Consider the following 22,387-nt stretch of genomic DNA (forward strand, 5'->3'; position numbering starts at 1 on the left):
GCGAGGGACGGGTCACCGCGAGCCGAGGCGCGCGAGGAACAGCGCCTCGCCGACGGCGAGGTTCTCGATCTCGGAGGGCGCGACGGACTCGTTCGGCGCGTGGATGAGGCACGCGGGCTCCTCGACGCCGAGCAGCACGATCTCGGCGTCCGGGTACTGCCCCGCCAGCACGTTGCACAGCGGGATCGAGCCGCCCTGCCCGGCGGTGACGGTCTCGCGCCCGTAGGCGTCCGCGAGCGCGCCCGAGAGCGTGTCGAACACCCGGCCGCTCGTGCGCGCCTGGAACGGCTGGCCTGCGGCGTCGCGCTCGACGGTCACGCGCACGCCCCACGGCGCGTGCGCCTCGAGGTGCGCGACGAGCAGGTCCTGCAGCTCGACGGCGTCCGCGCCGGGGGGCACGCGCAGGTTGAGGCGCGCCGACGCGCGCGGCTGGATCGCGGCCGCGGACCCGACGACGCTCGGTGCGTCGATGCCCAGGATCGTCACGACGGGGCGTGCCCACAGGCCGTCGGCCACGCTCCCGCTCCCGACGAGCCCGACGCCGTCGAGCACGCCGGCGTCGCGCCGGAACTGCTCGGGGTCGTACGCGACGCCGGGCCACGTGCCGCGCGCGACGGCGTCGGGGAGCCCGTCGATCGTCGTGTCGCCCCGCTCGTCGCGCAGGCTCGCGAGGATCGCGACGAGCGCCGCGAGCGCGTCCGGTGCCGCGCCGCCGTACATGCCCGAGTGGATCTCGCCCGCGAGCGCCTCGACGTGCACCACCACGTTGGCCGCGCCGCGCAGCGTCACGGTGAGCGTCGGCAGCCCGAGCTCGGCGTTCCCCGTGTCCTGCACGAGCATCGCGTCGGCCGCGAGCGCCCCCGGGTTCGCCTCGACCCAGCGCTCGAGGCCACCGGTCCCCTGCTCCTCCGACCCCTCGACGACGAGCCGGATCCCCACCGGGTAGTCGTCGCCGCCGAGCGCGCGCAGCGCCCGCAGCGCCGTGAGGTGCGTGACGATGTTGCCCTTGCAGTCCGCCGCCCCGCGGCCGTGCAGGCGGCCGTCGCGCTCGGTGAGCTCGAACGGCGGGCTGGTCCACGCGGCGTCGTCCAGCGGGGGCTGCACGTCGTAGTGCGCGTAGAGCAGGACCGTGGGGGCGCCGTCGGGCCCGGGCCGGTGGCCGAGCACGACCGGCGAGCCGTCGGGCGTCGTCTCGAGCCGCGTGTCGATGCCTTCGGCGGCGAACGCGTCAGCCACCCAGCGGGCGGCCCGCTCGCACTCGGCGCGGGGGAAGAGGCGTTCGTCCGCCACGGACGGGATCGCGACGAGGACGCTCAGGTCCGCCAGCGCGCGGGGCATGAGCTGCCCGACGGCGCCCCGGACCTCCTCGACGTGTCCGCTGTCGGCAGGTGCGGCGGCGGCAGGCGTGGCGTCGTTCACGAGTCCTCCTGGGGCGTGTCGTCGGGCGTGTCGTCGGACGCGCCCTCCGACGCGGTCGTGCTTGCCGTGAGGTTGAGCGAGTCGACGTACTCGTCGAACGCGTCGAGCTGCTCGGGGCAGTACACCTCGATGACCATGCGGTCGCCGGCGAGGCGTCGCTCGTCCACCACCGAGGGCCGGAGCCCGGGGCCCACGGCGCCGTTGGCAGCACCGAGGTTCGCGGTCGCGTCGACGAGCGCGCTCGGGTCGGTGCAGAACACGCCGCCGTCGCTCCCCAGCACCTGCTCGAGGGTCTGCTGGTCGATGCCCACGACGCCGATGGAGACGAGCTCCTCGTGGAGCGCGGCGGCCTTCTCCTCGGCCTCGCGCGCGTCGCGGTTCGCGCGCAGGTTCGAGAACTGCACGACCATCACGACGCCGAGCGCGACCAGCACGAGCGCGACGGCCGTGTAGACGACCCAGCGGCGCGGGCGCGGCTCCTCGGGCTCGTGCCGGGGAGCGTGCGTGGCGGTCCCTGTCGTGGACGACATCTCAGGCCTCCGTCCCGTCGGTCGCGGTGTCCAGGGCACCGTCCTGGTCGGCCGCCCCGGCGGCGGTGACCGGGTTCTTCCAGGACGGCTTGCGCAGGAGGTAGAAGAGCGCGGGCACGAGGAGCCCGATGATCCCGAGACCGCCGCCGACGATCAGCACGTACACCCCGACGCTCCCGCTCGAGAACTGGGCGGGCGGGACGAAGCCGATCACCATCGCGGCGACCGAGGCGATGAAGCCGACCACGCACAGGAGCGTGAGGGCGGGTGCCCGGTAGCCGCGCGGGTGGTCGGGCTTGATGCGTCGCAGGCGGACGGCCGCGACGAAGAGCAGGAGGTACATCACGAGGTAGACCTGCGTCGTGATGACCGACAGGATCCAGTACGCGCTCGACACGTCCGGGATGAACGCGTAGAGCAGCGCGATGAACGTGGTCACGACGCCCTGCGCGACGAGGATGTTCTGCTGCACCCCGTGCTTGTTGAGGCGCTGCAGGAAGGGCGGCAGGTAGCCCTCCTCGCGCGCGACGGTGAGCAGGCCCTTCGACGGTCCGGCGAGCCACGTGAGCATCCCGCCGAGCGACGCGGCGATGAGCATGAGCCCGAGGATCGGCGTCAGCCAGCTCACCCCGAAGTTCGCGAAGAACGCGTCGAACGCCTGCATGACGCCCGCCGTGAGGCTGAGCTGGTCCGCGGGGATGACCCAGCTGATCGCGACCGCGGGGAGGATGAAGATGACGAGCACGAGCCCGATCGCGAGGAACATCGACCGCGGGAACTCGAGGCCCGGGCGGCGCAGGCTCGTCACGTGGACCGCGTTCATCTCCATGCCCGCGTAGGACAGGAAGTTGTTGACGATGAGCACGAGGGACGCGAGGCCGGTCCACGCGGGCAGGAGGTGCTGCGCGTCCATGGGCGCCGCCGACGGGTTGCCCTGCCCGAGGAACACGATCCCCAGCACGACGAGGATCGCCGCGGGGATGAGCGTGCCGATGATCAGGCCCATGCTCGACAGCCCCGCGACGGTCTTGGTGCCCTGGGAGGACAACCACACGCCCGACCAGAACAGCACCACGATGACGATCGCCACGTACAGGCCGTTGCTCGCGAGCGCCGGGTTGATGACGTACGCGAGCGTGCTCGCCACGTACCCGAGCAGGCTCGGGTAGTAGAAGATCGTCATCGCGAACTGGCACCACACGGCGAGGAACCCGAGCGGCTTCGACACGCCGTCGGCGACCCAGCGGTACACGCCGCCCGACCAGCCGGACGCGAGCTCCGCCGACACCAGCGACGTCGGGAGCAGGAAGACGATCGCCGGGACGACGTAGAGGAACACCGCGGCGAGCCCGTAGACGGCCATCGTCGGCGCGGCGCGCAGGCTCGCGACCGACGACGTGATCATGAACGCGAGGGTGATCCACGTGATGTAGTTGCGCGGCGTGCGGGCGGTGATCGCGGCGCGCACCTGCGCTCGCGACGGCGCCCCGGCCGCCGCACCGGGAGGTGACCCCTCCCCCGCGGACCCCCCGCCCGACGGCGTTGCTGACGTCTCGCTCACCGCTCTACCCCCGTGCTCCGAGGTCCACGACGGGACCGGCCAGGACGGCGCGCCGTCGTGGCGACGGCGTCCTGGCGAACATAGCGCCGTGACACCGGGACCGCCCGCGGAAGGGTGTCGTGACCAGGGCGACCGCATGCAGCCGGCCGTCGGCGCCCCACCGGCTGCTACGGTCGCGAGGGCGCCGGACGCGACGTGCCGCACGTCGGCCGGGCCGTGTGCCGCACCCCCGACGCGCTGGAGACGACCGTGAAGATCCTCGTGCCCGACACGATCCCCCTGGACGTCCGCCCCGGGCCCGGCGACGACGTCGTGGTCTACGACGCGGCCGCACCGCTCCCGGTCGCGGACCGCGACGCGCAGGTCCTCGTCGCGTGGGCGAACTCCCCCGACAACCTTGCCGACGCCGCGCGCCACCTCACCGGGCTGCGCTGGGTCCAGACGCTCGCGGCCGGTCCCGACACCGTGCTCGCCGCGGGTTTCGGTCCCGACGTCACCGTCACCTCGGGGAGGTCTCTCCACGACGGTCCCGTCGCGGAGCACGCGCTCGCCCTCGTCCTCGCCGCCGTGCGGCGCCTCGACGAGCTCGGCGCCGCGCAGCGCGACCACCGGTGGGACCGCGCGGTCAACGCCGCGCAGGCGGACCCCGCGACCGCCGGGCGGTACACGCTCGACGGCGCGCACGTGGTGATCTGGGGCTTCGGCTCGATCGCGGCACGCCTCGCGCCCCTGCTCGCCGCGCTCGGCGCCCGCGTCACGGGCGTCGCGAGCCGCCGCGGGGAGCGGCACGGCTTCCCGGTCGTCACCGACGACGACCTCGCCGACGTCCTGCCGACCGCCGACGTCCTCGTCTCCCTCCTGCCCGCGCTGCCCGCGACCCGGCACGCGCTCGACGCGCGACGGATCGACCAGCTCCCCGACCACGCGGTCGTCGTCAACGTCGGCCGCGGCGCGACGGTCGACGAGGACGCGCTCGTCGCCGCGCTGCACGACGGCCGGCTGGGGGGCGCCGCCCTCGACGTCACCGAGACGGAGCCGCTGCCGGCGGCGTCACCCGTGTGGGACGCGCCGCGCCTGATCCTCACGCCGCACGTCGCGGGCAACCGCCCGCAGCGCGCGTCCGACCTCGTCAACGCCAACCTCGACGCCCTGCGCGCCGGCGAGACCCTGCGCAACGTCGTCCCCCGCTGACGCCTGGGCGACGGGCAGGCGGGCAGACCTTCTCACCAGCGGCCGTTGCGCGGCCTCGGTTGGCAGCGCGGGCACGTGTACGCCGACCGGTTCATGAACTCGTCGCGCCGCACCGGCGTCCCGCAGCGGGGGCACGGCTCGCCCTCCTGCCCGTACACCGCGAGCGAGCGGGAGAAGTAGCCGGACTGCCCGTTGACGTTCACGTACAGCGCGTCGAAGCTCGTCCCGCCCTGCGCGAGGGCCTCCGACATGACCTCGGCCGCGGCGTCGAGCAGGCGGTGCGCCTCCGTGCGGCGCAGCGTGTCCGTGGCACGCGCGTAGTGCAGGCGGGCGCGCCACAGGGCTTCGTCGGCGTAGATGTTCCCGACGCCGGACACCACGGTCTGGTCGAGGAGCGCGCGCTTCACGCCCGTCCGACGACGGCGGACCGCGTCGACCACGACGTCGCGCCGCAGGGCGGGGTCGAGGAGGTCGCGCGCGATGTGCTCGACGGGGCCCGGGACGGCGGCGAGGTCCGAGCCGAGGCCGCCCGGAGCGCCGTCGGGCGTGGGGACGAGGTCCTGGACGGACAGGTGGCCGAACGTCCGCTGGTCGACGAAGTCGAGCGCCTGCGCGTCCCCGCCGCCCTCGGGCTCGAGGACGACCCGGACCCGCAGGTGCGGCGACCGCACGGCCAGCGTGTCGCCCGACCGCACGAGGAGCTGGCCGGACATCCCGAGGTGCGCGAGGAGCGCGGCCGCGGGCCGGGCGTCCCCGGCCGTCCGGCCGCCGCCGGACAGGTCCGGCGCGGGTGGTCCCAGGGGGAGCCACAGGAACTTGCCGCGCCGCACCGCGGCGTCGAGACGCAGCCCGAGGAGCTGGTCGCGGAAGCCGGCCGGGCCGCCGTCGTGCCGCCGCACGCTGTAGTCGCGCAGCACCTCGACGTCGGTCACGACACCGCCGAGCACGTGCCGTGCGAGACCGTCACGGACGGTCTCGACCTCGGGGAGCTCAGGCACCCGTGTTCTCGGGAGCCGTCTCGCCGTCCGTCTCCGCCCGCCCGGCCAGGGCCTGCGCGCGCTCGACGGCGATCGTCCGGTAGGCGCGCTCAGCGGCCTCCTGCTCGGCGTACTTCTTCGCCGTGCCGCTGCCCGTCCCGTACAGCCGGCCGTCCAGGTGCACGTACGAGGTGAAGACGCGGGCGTGGTCCGGCCCGACGGCGTCGCTCGAGTAGGCGGGCGGGCTCATGCCGGCCTCCGCGGCCGCCTCCTGGAGCGACGTCTTCCAGTCGAGCCCGGCTCCGAGGTCGGCAGCCGCGGCGAGGCGGGGCTCGACGAGGCGCAGCACGAGACCGCGCGCGGGCTCGAGGCCGTGGCTCAGGTAGACGGCGCCGATGAGCGCCTCGACCGTGTCCGACAGGATCGAGTCCTTGTCGTTGCCGCGCGTGCGGATCTCGCCCTTGCCGAGCAGGACGTACCGCCCGAGGTCCAGGGCCCGCGCGATGATCGCGAGGGACTTCTGCGACACCGTCGCGGCCCGCATCTTGGCGAGCTCACCCTCCGAGAGGTCGGGGTGGCGACGGTAGAGCGTCTCGGTGACGACGAGCCCGAGCACCGTGTCCCCGAGGAACTCGAGGCGCTCGTTCGTCGGGATGCCGCCGTTCTCGTGCGCGAACGACCGGTGCGTGAGCGCAAGGACGAGAAGCTCGGGGTCCAGCTGGACCCCGAGCTTCTCGAGCAGACCGGTTGCCGGTGCAGCCGGTGCCACGCGCCTCAGCCTGCGTGCTCGGTGCGCAGCGCCTCGGCGTACTGGCGGACCTTGTAGGTGCCGCACGTCGGGCAGGCTGCGTGCGACAGCTTGTCGCCCTTGCACTGCGGGCAGGTCGTGAGGTTCGCGGCGGTCGTCTTCCACTGCGAACGACGCGCACGGGTGTTGCTGCGCGACATCTTGCGCTTCGGAACAGCCACGGCTAGCTCTCTTTCGTCTCGTCGGACACGTTCGAGGTGTCGAACATGCTCTCCAGCGCCGACCACCGAGGGTCGGCAAGTTCGTGCGTGTGCCCCGGGTCCTCGGCGAGGCGCGCTCCGCACTCGGAGCACAGGCCCGGGCAGTCCGGACGGCACACCGGACTGAATGGTAGTGCAGTCACCACGGAATCCCGTAGCGCGGGCTCGATGTCGGCGAGGTCGCCGTCGAGCTCGTAGACGTCCTCGGCGTCCTCGAGGTCGTCCCCGGAGTCCTGCGCCGCCTGCGCGCGCTCCGGGTAGGCGAACAGCTCCGTGAACTGGACGCTCACGGGCTCGGTCACCTCGTCGAGGCACCGGACGCACTCTCCCACGGCCCGCCCGGAGACGGTGCCGGAGACCAGCACGCCCTCCATCACGGCGGAGAGGCTCAGGTCGAGCTCGAGCTCGCTGCCCTCGGGGATCCCGATGACCGCCGTCCCGAGATCCGCCGGGGCCGCGACCGTCCGACGGATCCCGTACATGCTTCCGGGTCGCCGACCGAGCTCGTGCGTGTCGAGCACGAGCGGCGACGTCTTCTCGGCGGCGATGGCGCGCTCCAGGGTCGGCTTCCTGCGGGGCAGGAGAGGTCACGGACGGTGTCGGGGACGGTCGGGCGACGTCGTGCTCGTCACCGACGCGGGACGGCGGCACGCAGGAGCGTGCCGGAGCTCACGACGGTCGGCAGGACACGTTCACCGAACCAAAGGACGATCTTACGGCACCCCGAGGGGTGAGGACAACGCGCTCCGGGGCGGCTAACGCGCCGGCCGCGCGGCGGGCCGGTCCGCCGGCCGCTCGGCCGGCCGCGGCGCCATCGTGCTCGGGAAGGGTGACGGCTCGGGGGCGACGCCCGCACCGTCCAGGCGCCCCGCGAGCTTCGCGCGGCCCGCCTGGACCTGCGCGAGCACCTTGCCGAGGTCGACCTCGAAGTCGGCGAGGCGCTGGTCGCAGTAGTCGTCCGCGTCACGGCGGAGCCCTTCGGCCGCGCGCTGGGCCTCGGCCACGATCTCGTGGGCCCGCGACTGCGCCTGGACGACGACCTGCTCCGCCTGGACGAGCTCGATCGCCCGCGCACGCGCCGTCGTGAGGATCTCCTCCGCCTGGCGGTGGGCGTCCTCGAGGACGGCGTCCGCCTCGGCGAGCACCTCGTCGGCGTGGGCGAGCTGCTCGGGCAGCGCCGCACGCAGCTCGTCGACGAGCGCGAGCGCGTCGGCCCTGTGCACGAGGACGGAGGCCGACATCGGCATCGTCCGCGCGTTCTCCACGAGGTGCGCGAGGTCGTCGAGGATCGCGTGCAGCCCCGCCTGCGCCTCGTCGCCGGTCGGCACACCCACCGACCCGTCCCGCGTCCGCGCCACGTCGTGCTCGCTCATCCGTCCCGTCCTCTCCGTCGTGCTCACCTGCTCGCCCGCTCCCGCGCCAGCGCCTGCCGTACCGCGTCCCCGACACCCGGGGGCACGAGGTCGTCCACCGGACCGCCGTGCCGGGCCACGTCCTTCACGAGCGACGACGCGACGTGCAGGAGCGACGCCTCACCGGCGACGAACACCGTCTCGACACCGGCCAGGTGCCGGTTCATGAGCGCCATGGGCAGCTCGGCGTCGAAGTCCGCTCCCCCGCGCAGGCCCTTCACGACCGCCGACGCACCGATCTCGCGGCAGAAGTCGACGAGAAGCCCGGGGACGACCTCGACCCGCACCCCGTCCAGCCCTGCCTGCTCGACGGCTCCACGAGCGAGCGCGACACGCTCGTCGGCGGTCAGGAGCGCGGTCTTCGACGCGTTGCGCGCGACGCCGACGACGACCTCGTCGAAGAGGGCGCGGGCGCGACGCACGATGTCGAGGTGGCCCAGGGTGATCGGGTCGAACGACCCGGGACAGACGGCTGCGGTCACCTCGTCACGGTAGTACACGGGTTCCCGGAAGCCCGGACCGACGCACCGTGCCGTGCGACCGTCCGCCGCACGAGCGTGCACGGGGCCCTGGTCGCGCCGACCTGCGCGTCGGTGCCCGCCGCAGGACGATGACGGCATGGATCCGGACAGCGCGCGTCACGACACCGCGACCCCCGCGACACCGGGCGACGCCGGCCCGGTCGTCGTCCCGCTCGCGTCCCCCGAGCTCGTGGCGTCGCTCCACCGCGACGTCCTCGTGCCGTCGTTCCCTCCCGCGGAGCTGGTGGACGCCGACGCCTTCCTGGCCGAGCACACGTCGGGCCGGCTGCGGAGCCTGGGCGTCGTCGAGGACGCCCGCGTCGTCGCGGGCGTGGTGGGCGCGTGGTCGCCCGCGACCCGGGTCCTCCTCGTCCTGTACCTCGCGATCGCGCCGGGGCGCCGGGGAGGCGGCATCGGGGGCCGCATCCTCGCCGCCGCACTCGGTGCGTGGTCGCGCGAGCTCGAGCCGGTGCTCGTCCTCGCCGAGGTCGAGCACCCCGCCCACCACGCAGCGAGCGCCGCGCACGGCGACCCCGCCGCGCGGCTCCGCTTCTACGCGCGTCTCGGCGCCCGGGTGCTCGACGTGCCCTACTTCCAACCGGGTGACGGGCCGGGCGCGGAGCGCGTCCCGGCCCTGCTGCTCGTCGCGCTCCCCCACGGTGCCGCCCGGGACGGCGCCGTGGACCTGCCCGACGAGGTCCCGGCCGGTCCGCTGCGCGCGTTCCTCGAGGAGAACCTCAGGGAGAGCGAGGGCCGGGTCACCGACGACGGCGCGACCCGGGCGCTGCTCGACGCAGCCGCCGGGCCGGGTGTCAGGCTCGTCGACCCGGCAGACCCGAGCGCGCTCGCCGCTGTCCGGGTCGGCCTCCTGCGCGCCGACGAGCGCCGCGCTCCGTCGTCCACCGATCCCGCGGACGCGAGCCCTGACCACGCGACGGAGGAACCACCAGGCGCATCGGACCGTCGGGCGACGGAGGACCGCGGTCGACCTCAGACGGGGCCGTCCGCCCCGTCGTCGTCCGGGACCACCGGCCCGGTGAAGAACACCGCCGTCTCGCCGTAGTCCTTGCGCGCGAGGAGCTGCCACCCGGCGGGCCAGACCGGCTCGGCGGAGCGGGTCGAGCGCTCCACGACGACGACGGCCGCCGGGTCGAGCACGCCGGGCGCCGCCAGGTGGTCGAGCACACGGCCGAGCGCGTCCGGCGCGAGGTCGTACGGCGGGTCGAGGAACACGAGGTGGAACGGTGAGCCGGTGGGCCCCGGCGCCGCCGCGGCGGCGTCCTCGCCCCCCGGCGGGGACGCCGTCGCTGCCGTCGCAGCCGCCGTCGCGGCGAACGTCTCGGCGGACTGCGCGACGACCCGGACGCCGCTCAGACCCAGGGTCGCCACGTTGCGCCGCGCGACGTCGACGGCGACGCGCGCCGAGTCGACGAGCGTGACCTCGCGCGCACCACGGCTCGCCGCCTCGATCCCGAGCGCGCCCGACCCGGCGTAGAGGTCGAGGACGCGGGCGTCGTCGACCACGCCGTAGTGGTCGAGGCGCGAGAAGATCGCCTCCCGGACCCGGTCGCTCGTGGGCCGGGTGCCTCGCGGCGGGACCTGGATGGTGCGTCCGCCCACGGTCCCCGCCACGATCCTCGTCACGGGCACAGCCTAGCCAGGCGCCCGTGACGGTCCGCGCGCGCCACGGTCCGCGTCTCTCTGCGCAGACGGTTCGCTGCGCCCCCGAACGCGACGGTCACGCGCGCTCGAGGAACTCCTCGCGCTCGGGGTCGAGCTGGTCCGCGATCGCGGCGCGCAGCGCGGGATGGCGCTCGAGCCCCGGGTCCTCGGCGACGACCGCCGTGGCGTCCTCGCGCGCCGTCGCGATGACGTCGGCGTCCTTGACGACCCGCAGGAGCCTGAGCGAGCTCGCGCGACCGGACTGCGCCGCCCCGAGCACGTCGCCCTCGCTGCGCAGCTCGAGGTCGACCGTCGCGAGCTCGAACCCGTCGGTCGTGCGCGCGAGCGTCTCGACGCGCGTCGCCGCGGGCGTCCCGGGCTGCGCGGTCGAGACGAGGAGGCACAGGCCGGGCGCGGACCCGCGCCCGACGCGGCCACGCAGCTGGTGGAGCTGCGAGATGCCGAAGCGGTCCGCGTCGTGCACGACCATGACGGTGGCCTCGCGGACGTCCACGCCGACCTCGACGACCGTCGTCGACACGAGCACCTGGACCTCGCCGCTCGCGAACGCGGCCATCACGGCGTCCTTCTCCGCGGGCGGCATCTGGCCGTGCAGGACCCCCACCGAGACGCCGGCCAGGCGGGGGTGGGCGCGCAGCTCGTCGGCGACCTCGAGCACCGCGCGCAGCGGGGCGCGCTCGTCCGCCGCCCCGTCCTCGACGAGGAAGTCGGGCACCTCGTCGAAGTCGTCGCCCGCACCGCCGGCGCGCGGCGCGTCGGTCCCGCGTCCGGCGCTGCCGGGCTCGTCGCTCCCGGGCTCGTCGGGGTGGATGCGCGCGCACACGACGTATGCGCGGTGCCCGGCGTCGACCTCCTCGCGCACGCGAGCCCAGGTGCGGTCCATCCAGGCCCGGTTGTCGGCGGGCACGACGTGCGTGGTGATACCGGCGCGGCCCGCGGGGATCTCCGTGAGCGCGGACGTCTCCAGGTCGCCGAACACGGTCATCGCGACGGTGCGCGGGATGGGCGTCGCGGTCATGACCAGCAGGTGCGGGCTCGTGCGGGCCTTGGCGCGCAGCGCGTCGCGCTGCTCGACGCCGAACCGGTGCTGCTCGTCGACGACCACGAGCCCGAGGTCGGCGAACTGCACGTTCTCGGACAGCAGCGCGTGCGTGCCGACGACGATCCCGGCGGCGCCGCTCGCGGCGTCGAGCAGCGCCTCCTTGCGGGCTGCCGCGCCGAGCGACCCCGTGAGGAGCGCGACGCGCGTGCCGTGCTCCGCGCCGCCGAGGAACCCGCCCTCCGCGAGCGGCCCGAGGAGCGTGCGCAGCGTGCGGGCGTGCTGCGCCGCGAGCACCTCGGTCGGCGCCAGGAGGGCGGCCTGGCCGCCCGCGTCCACGACCTGGAGCATCGCGCGCAGCGCCACGACCGTCTTGCCCGAGCCGACCTCTCCCTGCAGGAGCCGCTGCATCGGGCGCGACCGGGCGAGGTCCTGCGCGATCTGCTCGCCGATCTCGCGCTGGCCGCGCGTGAGCTCGAAGGGCAGGGCGGCGTCGAGGTCGGCGAGGATGCCGGGCTCGCCCGGGGCGCGCGGCGGCCGCGCCGTCGCCGGCTCCGCCTCGGCCCGCGCGCGGCGCTCCGCGAGCGCCGCCTGGAGGACGAACGCCTCCTCGTAGCGCAGCCGGTCGCGGCCGCGCTGCCACTGCTTCTCGTCGTACGGCTCGTGCACGTCGCGCAGCGCCTCGAGGCGCGTGCCGAGGCCGCGCCGCTCGCGCACGGCGTCCGGCAGCGGGTCGGGCACGTCCTCCTCGCGCAGCGGGTCGAGCACCGTGCGCACGGCGGGCTGGATCTTCCAGCTCGGGATGCTCCCGCTCGCGGGGTAGATCGGGATGGGGCGGCTGGCCTCGAGCACGGCGCTCTCGGTGTCCTCGGCGTCGTCGTCCATGCCGATGATGCGGTAGTCCGGGTGGGCGAGCTGACGCGTCCCGCGGTAGACACCGACGACGCCCGTGAAGAGGCCGAGCCTGCCGGGAGCCAGGCGCTGCTCGTGGTACCGCAGGGCGCCCGGTCCCTTGGCGAAGAACGTCAGGGAGAAGCTGCTGCGGGCCGTCCGTGACGATCGCCTCGAGGATCGCCCCGGCCCGGTTGCGCATGCGCCGCACGGTCGCGGAGCGCACCTGCGCGACGATCGTCACGTGCTCGCCGAGCGCGAGCCCGCCGAGGTCCGTGAGCTTCCCCGGGTCGCCGTAGCGGCGCGGGTAGTGGCCCAGGAGGTCGCCGACGGTGTGCACCCCGAGCTTCGCGAGCGGCCCGGCGCTGCGCGTCCCGAGCGCCTTGGCGAGCGGCTCGTCCATCCGGTCCGTCATCCGGTCGCTCCTCCCTCGTCGTGCCCGACGCCGCCCGGCGGCTCGGCTCCGATCGTCACCGTCCCGCCGGGGCGCCCCGACCGCAGGACGACGGTCTCCGCTCCCCCGGCGGACACGCGGGCGACGAGCGCGTCCAGCACCGGCTGCGCGACGTCGTCGTCCGCGAGGACCGTGACGATCTCGGTCGGACCGGCGAGGACCTCGCCGAGCGCGTCGTCGAGGCCCGGCAGGTCGCCGTCCGAGGCCTCGCCGGAGGTGTCGACGACGGCGACGCGCACCGAGACGGTCGCGCGGCGCGCCGCGTCGAGACCGGTCCCGACCTGCGTCGCGCCGTGGTCCACGAGCTGCGCCGCGGCGAGCGCGACGACGACGTGGAGGTCCGTCGGGGCGTCGAGCACGTCGAGCCGCTCGACGCCGTCGGCCCGCACCGCCGCGCGCGCCGCGGCGACGACGCCGTCGTCGAGGTCGGTGCCGGGCAGGAGCGCGACGTGCGGCGCACCGGTGTCGACGACGAGCCGGCGGAGCGAGGCGGCGTCGACCGGGGAGCCCGGTTCCCGCAGGAGCACGACGGCGCCCGCCCGCGCGAGGTCCGCGACCAGGCCCGGCGCCGTCGTCACCGCGACGAGCCCGACCCTGCCCTCCCGGACCACCCGGGGGCCGGCCGGGGCGGCATCCGGCGAGGCGTCGACCGACGCAGGGGGGACCGAGGGCACGGGCTCGCCATGGTGCCCGGTGCCGGCGAGGTGCCGGACCCGCACCTGGCGCAGCGACGCGCCGCCGGGCGGGAACGCCCGCAGCACCTCGCGCCCGGCGGCCACCGCCGCCACGGGGTCGTCGGTGTGGACGTGCGCCTGCCACAGGCCTCTGGTGCCTCGTGCGTCGTCGGGACCTGGCCCGGGAGCGGGATCGCCGACGGTCCGTCCGCCGACCACGACCACCGAGTCGCCGATGCGTCCGAGCGCGGCACGCAGGCGACCCGCGACGTCGACGGGGCTCGTCCCGGCGGAGGGGGGCGACAGCACCTGGCGTGTCGCCTCGACGACGTACATCACCTCGAGCTCGCCTCCCTCGCCCGGCGCGGCACCCTCGGCGCCGCGCTCTTCGTCGGCGCCTCGGACCGGAGCCGTGCCGGACATCATGTCGAGGACCTCCGACACGACGTCGTGCACCGGGCCGCCGACGGTGCCGGACCCGCCGTCGCCACGTCCGCGGAGGTCTCCCGACAGGCGGGAGGCCGACCCGCCGAGGGCGACCCGCAGCGCGCCGAGCAGCAGGGTCAGCCCGAGCGCGCCCGCGTCGAGCACCCGCGCGCGTGCGAGGACGTCGAGCTCGGTGCTCGAGCGCAGCGCGGCGGCCCGGGCGCCGTCGTGCGCGGCGCGCGCGACGACGGCGGGCCCCACGAGCTCCCCGGCGGCCGCCTGCGGGTCCGGGTCGTGCGCTGCCCGGAGGGCCGCCGCGTGCGTCGCCCGCGGGGTCGCGGCGTGCGCGGCGGCCCGTGCCGCGTCGTCCGCCGCCGTGAGGATCGTGCCCGGCAGCGGCACGGCGACCGCGCCCCGCGCCGTGCGGGCGGCGGCGGCGAGGGCCGCGGCGAGCGCTGTGCCCGTCACCGTGCGGTGCGGGGCGAGCGCGACCGCGAGACCGCGCAGGTACTCGCTGAGGATGACGCCGGAGTTGCCGCGCGCACCGACGAGCGCGCCCCGCGCGAGCCGGACCAGCAGGTCGCCCGCGTGCGCCTCGCCTGCGGCCGCGGAGGCGCTGGAGGTGCCGGGAGCGCCGAGGGAACGCGTGGCGTCGAGGAACGTGAGGTACAGGTTCGTCCCCGTGTCGGCGTCGGCGACGGGGACGACGTTGACCCGGTCGAGCGCGGACCGCGCCGCGCCGAGCGCCTCGACGCCGCCCCGGGCCCACGCGAGGACGTCGGTGGCGTCCATCACGTCGGTACGGCCGCTCACGTCGGTCGGGCTCCTCGCTGGTCGGTCGATGCTCGGCAACACCGTAGTCTCTGCTCCCGTACCCGGCCGCAGGGGGCCGCGGGAGGTCAGCGGGAGCTCATTTGAGCAGACACCACCCGATCGGCTACCCTGAGGAGGTTGCCCGGGTGCTTCGCGCGCCACAAGCCGTACGACGTTCCCGCCGTACGCGCCTCACGCCGTGCGAACGACCGGGCAGAACCCACAGACCATTCACTACGTCGCGGCTGCCTGCGCGCGACGTGCACGACGATCAGGAGAAACCGTGGCTGCCAACTGCGACGTCTGCGGCAAGGGCCCGGGCTTCGGGCACAGCATCTCGCACTCGCACATCCGCACGAAGCGTCGCTGGAACCCGAACATCCAGCGCGTCCGCGCCGTGGTCTCGGGTACGCCCAAGCGCCTCAACGTGTGCACCTCGTGCCTCAAGGCCGGCAAGGTCACGCGTCCCGCCTGATCGCGAGAACGCCCTTCACGAAGCGCCCGTCGGCCCTGCCGGCGGGCGCTTCGTCGTCCCGCGGGCGACGAAGCGCCCGTCGGCCCTGCCGGCGGGCGCTTCGTCGTCCCGCGGGCGCGGTCCGACGCCGTCACCGGGTCCGCATCCGGCCGACCAGATGCGGAGATCTTCTGGAGGTCGGGACAAACCGGTTTGGTGGAACCGCTGGCCGGTGGCAGGCTTTGCCCATGGTGACGGAACTGAGCGAGGTAACCATCCGCCCCGCCGGCCCCGCGGACGCGAGCGCGATCGCCGCGGTGCACGTCGCGTCGTGGCGCGGTGCGTACGCCGGGATCGTGCCCGACGAGTACCTGGCCTCGCTCGACGTCGACCAGCGCGAGAAGCACTGGGTCGACAGCCTCTCCACGCCGGGAGCGCGCACGTGGCTCGCGGACGCCGACGGCCGGACCATCGGGTTCGCGACGCTCGGCCCCAGCCGGGACGAGGACGCCGACGTCGGCGACCTCGAGATCTACGCCATCTACCTGGACCCCGAGTCCTGGGGTCGCGGGGTCGCGCGCGACCTCATGCGGACCCTGCTCGCCGACGTGCCCCCGGGCGTCGTGGTGACGCTCTGGGTCCTGGCGGACGCCGAGCGCGCGCGCCGCTTCTACCGCCGCCACGGGTTCGCACCCGACGGCGTCGAGCGCCGCGACGACATCGGCGGCAAGGACCTCACCGCGGTGCGGTACCGCCGGGGCTGACACCACCGGGGCGTGCCGCCCCCGCGGTCAGGCGCGGAAGTGGTCCCACCCCGTCGCGCGGTGCGGCAGCCCGCCGTCCAGCGTGACGCCCGGTCCGGCGTGGTCCGGCTCCTGCACGGACCCGATCGCGCGGAACGGCGCGGGCAGGTCCGTGCCCCCGGGGAACGTCGCGAGCAGCGCGTGGTCCTCTCCCCCGCTGAGCACCCAGTCGTCGACGACGACACGCCACCCGTCCGTGCCCGCCGCCACGGCCTGCTCGCTGACACCCTCCGCGGCGGCGACCAGCGCGGACCGGCGCAGCTCGGCACGGTCCGGGTCGAGCGCCGACCCCGTGAGGTCGATCCGCACGCCGCTCGCCCGGGCGATGCGCCCGGCGTCGCGCAGCAGGCCGTCGGACACGTCCATCATCGCGGTCGCACCGGCGTCCGCGGCCCGCGGCCCGGCCGCGAGCGGGGGGTCGGGCCGCAGGTAGGCGTCCGTGAGCGCAGCCTCCGGGCGGCCGATCTCCAGCAGGTCCAGGCCCGCCGCCGCGTGTCCCAACGTGCCCGCGAGGGCGACGACGTCGCCCGGCCGGGCCCCCGAGCGCAGCACCGGCGCCCGTCCCTCGAGGTCGCCGTGCACCGTCACCGCCACGACGACCTGGTCACCGCCCGAGAGGTCACCGCCGACGACGGCCGCTCCGACCGGGGTGCACGCCGCGGCGAGCCCGCGCGCGAGCCCCGTCACCCAGTCGACGGGCAGGTCGCCCGGCATGACGAGCGAGACGACGAGCGCGGCAGGACGCGCACCCATGGACGCGATGTCGGCGAGGTTCTGGACCGCGGCGCGCCACCCGACGTCGTACCCGCTCGACCACCGGCGCCGGAAGTGCCGGTCCTCGACGAGGACATCGGTCGACACGACGTAGCGGCCGTCGGGAGCGGCGACGACGGCGCAGTCGTCCCCCGGGCCGACGATCGTCGTCGGCGCGGCGGGCAGGAGGGGGAAGATCCGGGCGAGGAGGGCCTCCTCGGCCACGTCGCGGACCAGCAGGGGCGTCTCGCTCACGCGGCCACCCTAGCCGTCACGACGGTGCGGACCGTTCACGAGGACCTCTCCGGGGCGGCTACCGTGGTCGCGTGCTCGGAACCACCCCCGCCCGACCCGCCCCGCGTCCACGCGCCGGGCACCGCCGTCCGCACCGCGCCGTCCTGCTCCCGGTGGTCGCGGTCGTCGTGCTCTCCGCGAGCGCGTGCGCGCCCCGCATCGGCGTCCCCGTCGCCGAGGACGCCGCGAACCCGCTGTGCGCGGACGTCGTGCTCGCCGTGCCGGACGCGCTCGCCGAGGACCTGCCGAAGGTGGGCACGACGAGCCAGGCGACCGCGGCCTGGGGCGAGCCACGCGCGGCGGTGACGCTGCGCTGCGGCGTCGAGGTCCCGGGACCGACGACGACCGCCTGCCAGAGCGTCGAGTCCACCTCGGGGACCGTCGACTGGCTCGTGGTCGAGGACGGCGAGGGCACCTGGACCTTCACGACCTACGGCCGCGACCCCGCGGTCCAGGTCGTCGTGCCGCCGACCGTCGCCGAGAACCACTCGACGTCGTTCGTGGCCGACCTCACGCCGGCCGTCCTCGAGGTGCCGCAGACGCGCGCGTGCGTCGGCGCCGCCGACGCCGGCTGACGACGTCGCGGTTCTTCGCGGGTCCGGAGGTGCGGGGGCGGGACGGCGCCGAGTCGTGGTGGTCGCCCGGAGCGCCGGGGCAGGGAAGGCGCCGAGTCTTCCATCCGCCGGACCCGCCACGACTCGGGCGCCTTCCCTGCCCCGCCCCTCCTCCCAGGTCGGCCCAGGATCAGCGCAGGCCGATGGGCCGTTCGAGGGCGAGCGTGATGAGCTCGTCGATGAGGTCGGGGTAGGCGAGGCCAGACCTCTCCCACATGCGCGGGTACATCGAGAACGGCGTGAAGCCGGGCATCGTGTTGATCTCGTTGACGACGACCTGCTCGTCGGCGGTGACGAAGACGTCGACGCGCGACAGGCCCTCGGCACCGACGGCCTCGAACGTGCGGACGGCGACGTCCTGGACCTCGGCGACGACGTGCGGGGGCAGGTCGGCCGGGCAGGAGAGCTCGACGCCCGCCTCGTCGAGGTACTTCGCCTCGAAGTCGTAGAACGCGTGCTCCGCCCCGGTGACGACGATCTCACCGGGCAGGGACGCCCGGGGACGGGCGCCGTCGCGGCCGCCGAGCACCGCGCACTCGATCTCGCGCCCGACCACACCGGCCTCGACGAGCACCTTGGGGTCGTGACGCTGCGCCTCGGCGATCGCGGCGGGCAGGTCGGCGAGGTCGTCGACCTTGGAGATGCCGAGGCTCGAGCCGGCGCGCGCGGGCTTGACGAAGACGGGCAGGCCGAGGCCGGCCACGGTCTGCGTCCACGCGTCCGGGTTGCGCTCGAACTCCCCCGGCCGGATCACCGTGTACGGCGCGACGGGCAGGCCCTGGCCCGCGAGGACGAGCTTCATGAAGTGCTTGTCCATGCCGACCGCGGACGCGAGCACGCCCGCGCCGACGTAGCGCACGTCGGCGAGCTCCAGGAGCCCCTGCACCGTCCCGTCCTCGCCGTACGGACCGTGGAGCAGCGGGAAGACGACGTCGACCTCGCCGAGCTCGCGCGGGATCTCGCCCGGTGCGAGCACCCGCACGCCGCGACGGTCCGTCGCGAGCGGGAGCACCACGTCCTCGCCCGTCGCCTCCACCTGCGGCAGGCGGCCGTCCGTGATCTCCCAACGCTCGGGCTCGTCGGCCGCGAGGACCCACCCGCCGTCGGGCGTGATGCCGACCGGGACGACGTCGTACCGCGAGCGGTCGATCGCGCGCAGCACCCCCGCGGCGGTCGCGGCGGAGATGGCGTGCTCCCCCGAGCGCCCGCCGAAGAGGAGCAGGACGCGCACCTTGCGGGGCGTGCCGGGGATCACGGCCGGTGCCGGTTCGGGCTCGGCGCTGTGCGGGGAGGGCTGTTGGCTGGACATCGCGGACGACCCTACCGGACCCGCACCCCGAAGCCCGTCGGCCGACAGGTGTCCTCCCCACGGAACGGCCACGGCCGACGCGAGCTCAGGACCCCTGCTTCTCGGGGTGTCCCCCGGCGAGCTCGTAGGAGCCGTGCACGAGGTCTTCGACGAGCCGTCTCGTGACGCCGCTGCCGGCGCCGACGGAGATCCAGTGGCGCTTGTCGAGGTAGTGCCCGGGCGTGATCGAGTCGTGGTCGCGGCGCAACGCGTCACCGTGGTGCGGGTCGACCTTCACGGTGATGATCTGCAGGTCCTGGTCGTCCTCGGTGACGATGAGGAACACCTTGCCCCGCACCTTCCACACGTCCAGGTGCGGTGTGAACGGGCGCCCGCGGGTGACGTGCGCGAGCGACGCGGCGGTGTCGCGTGCGGCCTGCTGCAGCGTGTCGCCGTCCATGTGCGCTCCCCGATCGGCGTGACGGGCTGACGTCCGTCCGATGGTACGTACTCGGTCCGGCAGACGGCGATCGCGGTGCGTTCGGTGTACTGGCAGCCAGGCGGGACGGACGACCCGGAACGGCGCGCGCGCCCTGCGGGAGACCCTTTCCCCGCGACGTGACGCACGCCGCGGTCGAACGTGGGCAGTGCCGGGAACGAATGGCGCGCGTCCCGCGTTGGGGACGTTCGTGGAAGACACGACTCTCGAGGCCCCCACGGCCGACGACCCCGACCATAGTCCCGGCCGCACCGGCCCCGGCGACAGGACGCGACACCGCGTCCATGACGACCGGAGGACGGTGCGGGCCCGGTGATGACCTTCCTCTCCCTCCTCCTCGGACTCCTCGTGGTCCTCGCGATCACCGCCGTGACGGCGTACTTCGTCGCCCAGGAGTTCGCGTACATGACCGTCGACCGGTCCCGCCTCGGCGCGAAGGCCGCCGCGGGCGACGAGTCCGCACGGCGCGCGCTCGCGGTCACGCGCCGCACCTCCTTCGTCCTGTCCGGCGCCCAGCTCGGCATCACGGTGACCGGCCTCCTCGTCGGCTACGTGGCAGAGCCCCTGATCGGCGAGTCTCTCGGCACGATGCTCGGTGGCGTCGGCGTCCCGAGCGGCGTGGGCATAGCGATCGGCACGGTCCTCGCGCTGGTGCTGTCGACCATCATCCAGATGCTCTTCGGTGAGCTCGTCCCGAAGAACCTCGCGATCGCGCGGCCCGAGCCGCTCGCGCGGGGCCTCGCGCGGTCGACGACCGCCTACCTCACGGTGTTCGGCTGGCTCATCGCGGTGTTCGACAAGGCGTCCAACGCGCTCCTGCGCCTGCTGAAGATCGAACCCGTGCACGACGTCGACAGCACCGCCACGGCGCGCGACCTCGAGCACATCGTCGCGGAGTCGCGCGAGAGCGGCGACCTGCCCGACGAGCTCTCCGTCCTCCTCGACCGGATCCTCGACTTCCCGCAGCAGGACGTCGAGCACGCGATGATCCCGCGCTCGCGCGTGGGGACGGTCCGCCCGGAGGCCACGGTGGCCGAGGTGCGCGAGCTCATGGCCCACGCGCACACGCGCTACCCCGTCGTCGACGACACGGACCAGCCCCTCGGCGTGGTCCAGCTCGCCGACCTGCTGGCCACGTCCCTGCCCGACGACGCGCTCGTCACGGAGCTGATGCGTCCGCCCGTCGTCCTGCCCACCGTCATGATGCTCCCGGACGCGCTCGCGCGGCTCACGAGCACGCACAACCAGCTCGCGTGCGTGATCGACGAGTACGGCGGGTTCACCGGCGTGCTGACGCTCGAGGACCTGGCGGAGGAGGTCGTCGGCGAGATCACCGACGAGCACGACCCCGAGCAGCCCGTCACGGTGACCGCCGAGGACGACGACGTGTGGGTCATGGGCGGCGACGTCCACCTCGACGAGGCGGAGCGCGCCATCGGGCACGACCTGCCGCGCGGCGACCACGAGACCGTCTCCGGGCTGCTCATCGCGCAGCACGGGGCGCTCCCGCTCGCCGGCGAGACCATCGAGGTCCCGCTCCCCCTCGACCCGGCCGACCTCGTCCACGACGAGCCGGTCAGGCGCACGCTCGTCGTCGACGTCCTGTCCGTCGAGCGCCACGTCCCGCACCTCGTGCGGGTGCGGCTCGAGGAGCACCGCGGCGACCAACCCGACAGACCCACCACCGCCGCGCACCGGCAGGCGACCGCCGAGGAGGAGACCCGATGAGCAACCCCGGGGTCGTCGTCGCGGCGACCGTCGCGATCATCGCGCTCAGCGCGTTCTTCGTCGCCGTGGAGTTCGCGCTCCTCGGCGCCAAGCGGCACCGGCTCGAGGACGCCGCCGCCACGAGCCGCGCGGCCCGGGCCGCGCTGCGCAGCTCCAGCGAGCTGACGCTCCTCATGGCGGGCGCCCAGCTCGGCATCACCGCGTGCACCCTGGCGCTCGGCGCGATCACCAAGCCGGCCGTGCACCACTGGCTCACCCCGGTCTTCGAGACCTGGGGTGCGCCGCTGTGGCTCGCCGACGTCGCGGGCTTCGTGCTCGCGCTGATCATCGTGACGTTCCTGCACCTCGTCATCGGCGAGATGGCACCGAAGTCGTGGGCGATCGCCCACCCGGAGCGGTCGGCGACGCTCCTCGCGCTGCCGATGCGCGGGTTCATGTGGGCATTCCGCCCGCTGCTGCGCTGGCTCAACGCGCTCGCCAACCGGTGCGTGCGCGCCGTCGGCGTCGAACCCGTGGAGAACGTCGAGGGCGGCGGGCAGGACCCGGCGACCCTGCGCCACCTCGTGGAGCACTCCGCGAACGTGGGGGCGCTCGAGGCGTCGTACCGGGTGCAGATCTCCGGGGCGCTCGAGCTCGAGACGCTCACGGTGGACGCGCTCGTCCCGGACGGCGCCGCGCCGACGTCCGTCCCGTCGGACGCCACGGCGGCCGACGTGCGCGCCGCGTCCGCACGGTCGGGGCACCTGCGGATCCTCCTGCAGAACGGCAGTGCCGTCCCGCGCGTCGTGCACGTCCGGGACACGCTGCTCGAGCCGGACGACCGACCGGCCCGTGCGCTCACCCGGCCGGGCTTCGTGCTCGAGTCCGGCACGACGGTCCACGCCGCGCTCGCGCGCATGCGCGAGTCGAGCGAGCAGCTCGCGATGGTCATGGACGGCGACCGGTTCGTCGGTGTCGTGACGCTCGCCGACGTGCTGCGCCGCATCCTGCCGCACCCCGAGGAGCCGAGCGCGGTGCTCGTCTCCTGACGCGACGGACAGAGCGACAACGCAGGGCCCTGGTGGTTTCCGAGCGCCGGGGCCCTGCGTCGTCCCGGCCGACACGGCCCGTTCCTGTTGACGAAGGAAAACCCTTTCCTTAGCCTGCGAGGAGTCGTGCACACCGACGTGCACGACCCGACAGGAGAAGCGGACCTCGGCCCCGGCCGGACGCGGCGACGCGCACGCGACCGGACGACCGTGGCGCGGCGTGCGCGCCCTCCGACGAAGTGGAGCAGACGATGACGTCTACGCAGTCGAGCCGCCGAGGAAGAGCGGTCCTCTCGCTCTCCCTCGCGACGGTTCTGGGAGCGACCC

Annotated in this window: 21 protein-coding genes and 1 pseudogene; 7 read left to right on the plus strand and 15 right to left on the minus strand. The window is 74.8% G+C overall.

What is annotated here, in order from left to right; all coding sequences use genetic code 11:
• Positions 1–12 precede the first annotated feature (12 nt).
• The 3 genes from V5D56_RS16745 to V5D56_RS16755 are packed head-to-tail and all read right to left on the minus strand — an operon-like array spanning position 13 to position 3,417.
• Positions 13–1,419, minus strand: a complete 1,407-nt coding sequence (locus tag V5D56_RS16745) for a dipeptidase (protein ID WP_435736412.1) — start codon at positions 1,417–1,419, stop codon at positions 13–15.
• Complete coding sequence (locus V5D56_RS16750; RefSeq protein WP_435736413.1) at positions 1,416–1,949, minus strand: hypothetical protein; 534 nt, start codon at positions 1,947–1,949, stop codon at positions 1,416–1,418. The genes V5D56_RS16745 and V5D56_RS16750 overlap by 4 nt, the downstream gene beginning before the upstream one ends.
• A 1-nt stretch (position 1,950) precedes the next feature.
• The gene (locus tag V5D56_RS16755) at positions 1,951–3,417 is read right to left on the minus strand and encodes an APC family permease (RefSeq protein WP_435736414.1); all 1,467 of its coding nucleotides are present in this window, start codon (positions 3,415–3,417) and stop codon (positions 1,951–1,953) included.
• A 342-nt stretch (positions 3,418–3,759) separates the two neighbouring features.
• Between V5D56_RS16755 and V5D56_RS16760 the strand changes: the two genes are divergently transcribed.
• The gene (locus tag V5D56_RS16760) at positions 3,760–4,701 is read left to right on the plus strand and encodes an NAD(P)-dependent oxidoreductase (protein ID WP_435739061.1); all 942 of its coding nucleotides are present in this window, start codon (positions 3,760–3,762) and stop codon (positions 4,699–4,701) included.
• A 32-nt stretch (positions 4,702–4,733) separates the two neighbouring features.
• Here V5D56_RS16760 and mutM read toward each other — a convergent pair whose 3' ends face one another.
• The 6 genes from mutM to coaD form a co-directional block, all read right to left on the minus strand.
• Positions 4,734–5,699 carry a bifunctional DNA-formamidopyrimidine glycosylase/DNA-(apurinic or apyrimidinic site) lyase gene (gene mutM / locus V5D56_RS16765; RefSeq protein WP_435736415.1) on the minus strand — a complete coding sequence of 322 codons (966 nt, stop codon included), beginning with the start codon at positions 5,697–5,699 and terminating at the stop codon, positions 4,734–4,736.
• Complete coding sequence (gene rnc / locus V5D56_RS16770; protein ID WP_435736416.1) at positions 5,692–6,447, minus strand: ribonuclease III; 756 nt, start codon at positions 6,445–6,447, stop codon at positions 5,692–5,694. The genes mutM and rnc overlap by 8 nt, the downstream gene beginning before the upstream one ends.
• A 5-nt stretch (positions 6,448–6,452) precedes the next feature.
• Positions 6,453–6,647 carry a 50S ribosomal protein L32 gene (gene rpmF, locus V5D56_RS16775; protein WP_435736417.1) on the minus strand — a complete coding sequence of 65 codons (195 nt, stop codon included), beginning with the start codon at positions 6,645–6,647 and terminating at the stop codon, positions 6,453–6,455.
• A gap of 2 nt (positions 6,648–6,649) precedes the next feature.
• On the minus strand, positions 6,650–7,207 hold the full coding sequence (locus tag V5D56_RS16780) for a YceD family protein (RefSeq protein ID WP_435736418.1): 558 nt from the start codon (positions 7,205–7,207) through the stop codon (positions 6,650–6,652).
• A 234-nt stretch (positions 7,208–7,441) separates the two neighbouring features.
• Complete coding sequence (locus V5D56_RS16785) at positions 7,442–8,059, minus strand: hypothetical protein (RefSeq protein WP_435736419.1); 618 nt, start codon at positions 8,057–8,059, stop codon at positions 7,442–7,444.
• A 23-nt stretch (positions 8,060–8,082) separates the two neighbouring features.
• Positions 8,083–8,580, minus strand: a complete 498-nt coding sequence (coaD, locus tag V5D56_RS16790; protein WP_435736420.1) for a pantetheine-phosphate adenylyltransferase — start codon at positions 8,578–8,580, stop codon at positions 8,083–8,085.
• 136 nt (positions 8,581–8,716) lie between these two features.
• Here coaD and V5D56_RS16795 point away from each other — a divergent pair, with 136 nt between their 5' ends.
• Positions 8,717–9,682, plus strand: coding sequence for a hypothetical protein (locus V5D56_RS16795; protein ID WP_435736421.1), 966 nt, complete (start codon positions 8,717–8,719; stop codon positions 9,680–9,682).
• On the opposite strand, the gene V5D56_RS16800 is transcribed toward V5D56_RS16795, so the two are convergent.
• The 3 genes and pseudogenes from V5D56_RS16800 to V5D56_RS16810 all read right to left on the minus strand — a co-directional run bounded on the left by V5D56_RS16800 (position 9,610) and on the right by V5D56_RS16810 (position 14,599).
• Positions 9,610–10,263, minus strand: coding sequence for an RsmD family RNA methyltransferase (locus tag V5D56_RS16800; protein ID WP_435736422.1), 654 nt, complete (start codon positions 10,261–10,263; stop codon positions 9,610–9,612). The genes V5D56_RS16795 and V5D56_RS16800 overlap by 73 nt on opposite strands.
• Before the next feature lie 94 nt (positions 10,264–10,357).
• Positions 10,358–12,647 (minus strand): annotated as a pseudogene (locus V5D56_RS16805) (ATP-dependent DNA helicase RecG).
• Complete coding sequence (locus V5D56_RS16810) at positions 12,644–14,599, minus strand: DAK2 domain-containing protein (RefSeq protein ID WP_435736423.1); 1,956 nt, start codon at positions 14,597–14,599, stop codon at positions 12,644–12,646. The pseudogene V5D56_RS16805 and the gene V5D56_RS16810 overlap by 4 nt, the downstream one beginning before the upstream one ends.
• Positions 14,600–14,882: 283 nt before the next feature.
• Between V5D56_RS16810 and rpmB the strand changes: the two genes are divergently transcribed.
• Positions 14,883–15,074 carry a 50S ribosomal protein L28 gene (rpmB, locus tag V5D56_RS16815; RefSeq protein WP_251151694.1) on the plus strand — a complete coding sequence of 64 codons (192 nt, stop codon included), beginning with the start codon at positions 14,883–14,885 and terminating at the stop codon, positions 15,072–15,074.
• 227 nt (positions 15,075–15,301) lie between these two features.
• Positions 15,302–15,817 carry an N-acetyltransferase family protein gene (locus V5D56_RS16820; RefSeq protein WP_435736424.1) on the plus strand — a complete coding sequence of 172 codons (516 nt, stop codon included), beginning with the start codon at positions 15,302–15,304 and terminating at the stop codon, positions 15,815–15,817.
• Between the two features lie 27 nt (positions 15,818–15,844).
• Here the strand turns inward: V5D56_RS16820 and V5D56_RS16825 are convergent, their stop codons facing one another.
• On the minus strand, positions 15,845–16,864 hold the full coding sequence (locus V5D56_RS16825; protein ID WP_435736425.1) for a thiamine-phosphate kinase: 1,020 nt from the start codon (positions 16,862–16,864) through the stop codon (positions 15,845–15,847).
• Positions 16,865–16,935: 71 nt separating this feature from the next.
• Here V5D56_RS16825 and V5D56_RS16830 point away from each other — a divergent pair, with 71 nt between their 5' ends.
• Entirely contained in the window at positions 16,936–17,478 is a 543-nt protein-coding gene (locus V5D56_RS16830; protein WP_435736426.1) for a DUF3515 family protein, read from the plus strand.
• Between the two features lie 169 nt (positions 17,479–17,647).
• Here the strand turns inward: V5D56_RS16830 and V5D56_RS16835 are convergent, their stop codons facing one another.
• Positions 17,648–18,826, minus strand: a complete 1,179-nt coding sequence (locus V5D56_RS16835; RefSeq protein WP_435736427.1) for a D-alanine--D-alanine ligase family protein — start codon at positions 18,824–18,826, stop codon at positions 17,648–17,650.
• 85 nt (positions 18,827–18,911) lie between these two features.
• Positions 18,912–19,265, minus strand: a complete 354-nt coding sequence (locus V5D56_RS16840) for an MmcQ/YjbR family DNA-binding protein (RefSeq protein ID WP_435736428.1) — start codon at positions 19,263–19,265, stop codon at positions 18,912–18,914.
• Positions 19,266–19,619: 354 nt separating this feature from the next.
• On the opposite strand from V5D56_RS16840, the gene V5D56_RS16845 reads away from it, so the two are divergent.
• Positions 19,620–21,032: a hemolysin family protein gene (locus V5D56_RS16845; RefSeq protein WP_435736429.1), complete on the plus strand. Its 1,413-nt coding sequence runs from the start codon at positions 19,620–19,622 to the stop codon at positions 21,030–21,032.
• Complete coding sequence (locus tag V5D56_RS16850) at positions 21,029–22,060, plus strand: CNNM domain-containing protein (protein ID WP_435736430.1); 1,032 nt, start codon at positions 21,029–21,031, stop codon at positions 22,058–22,060. The genes V5D56_RS16845 and V5D56_RS16850 overlap by 4 nt, the downstream gene beginning before the upstream one ends.
• Positions 22,061–22,387: the final 327 nt, after the last annotated feature.

It is taken from the genome of Cellulosimicrobium sp. PMB13 (assembly GCF_051294865.1).
Lineage (GTDB): Bacteria > Actinomycetota > Actinomycetes > Actinomycetales > Cellulomonadaceae > Cellulosimicrobium.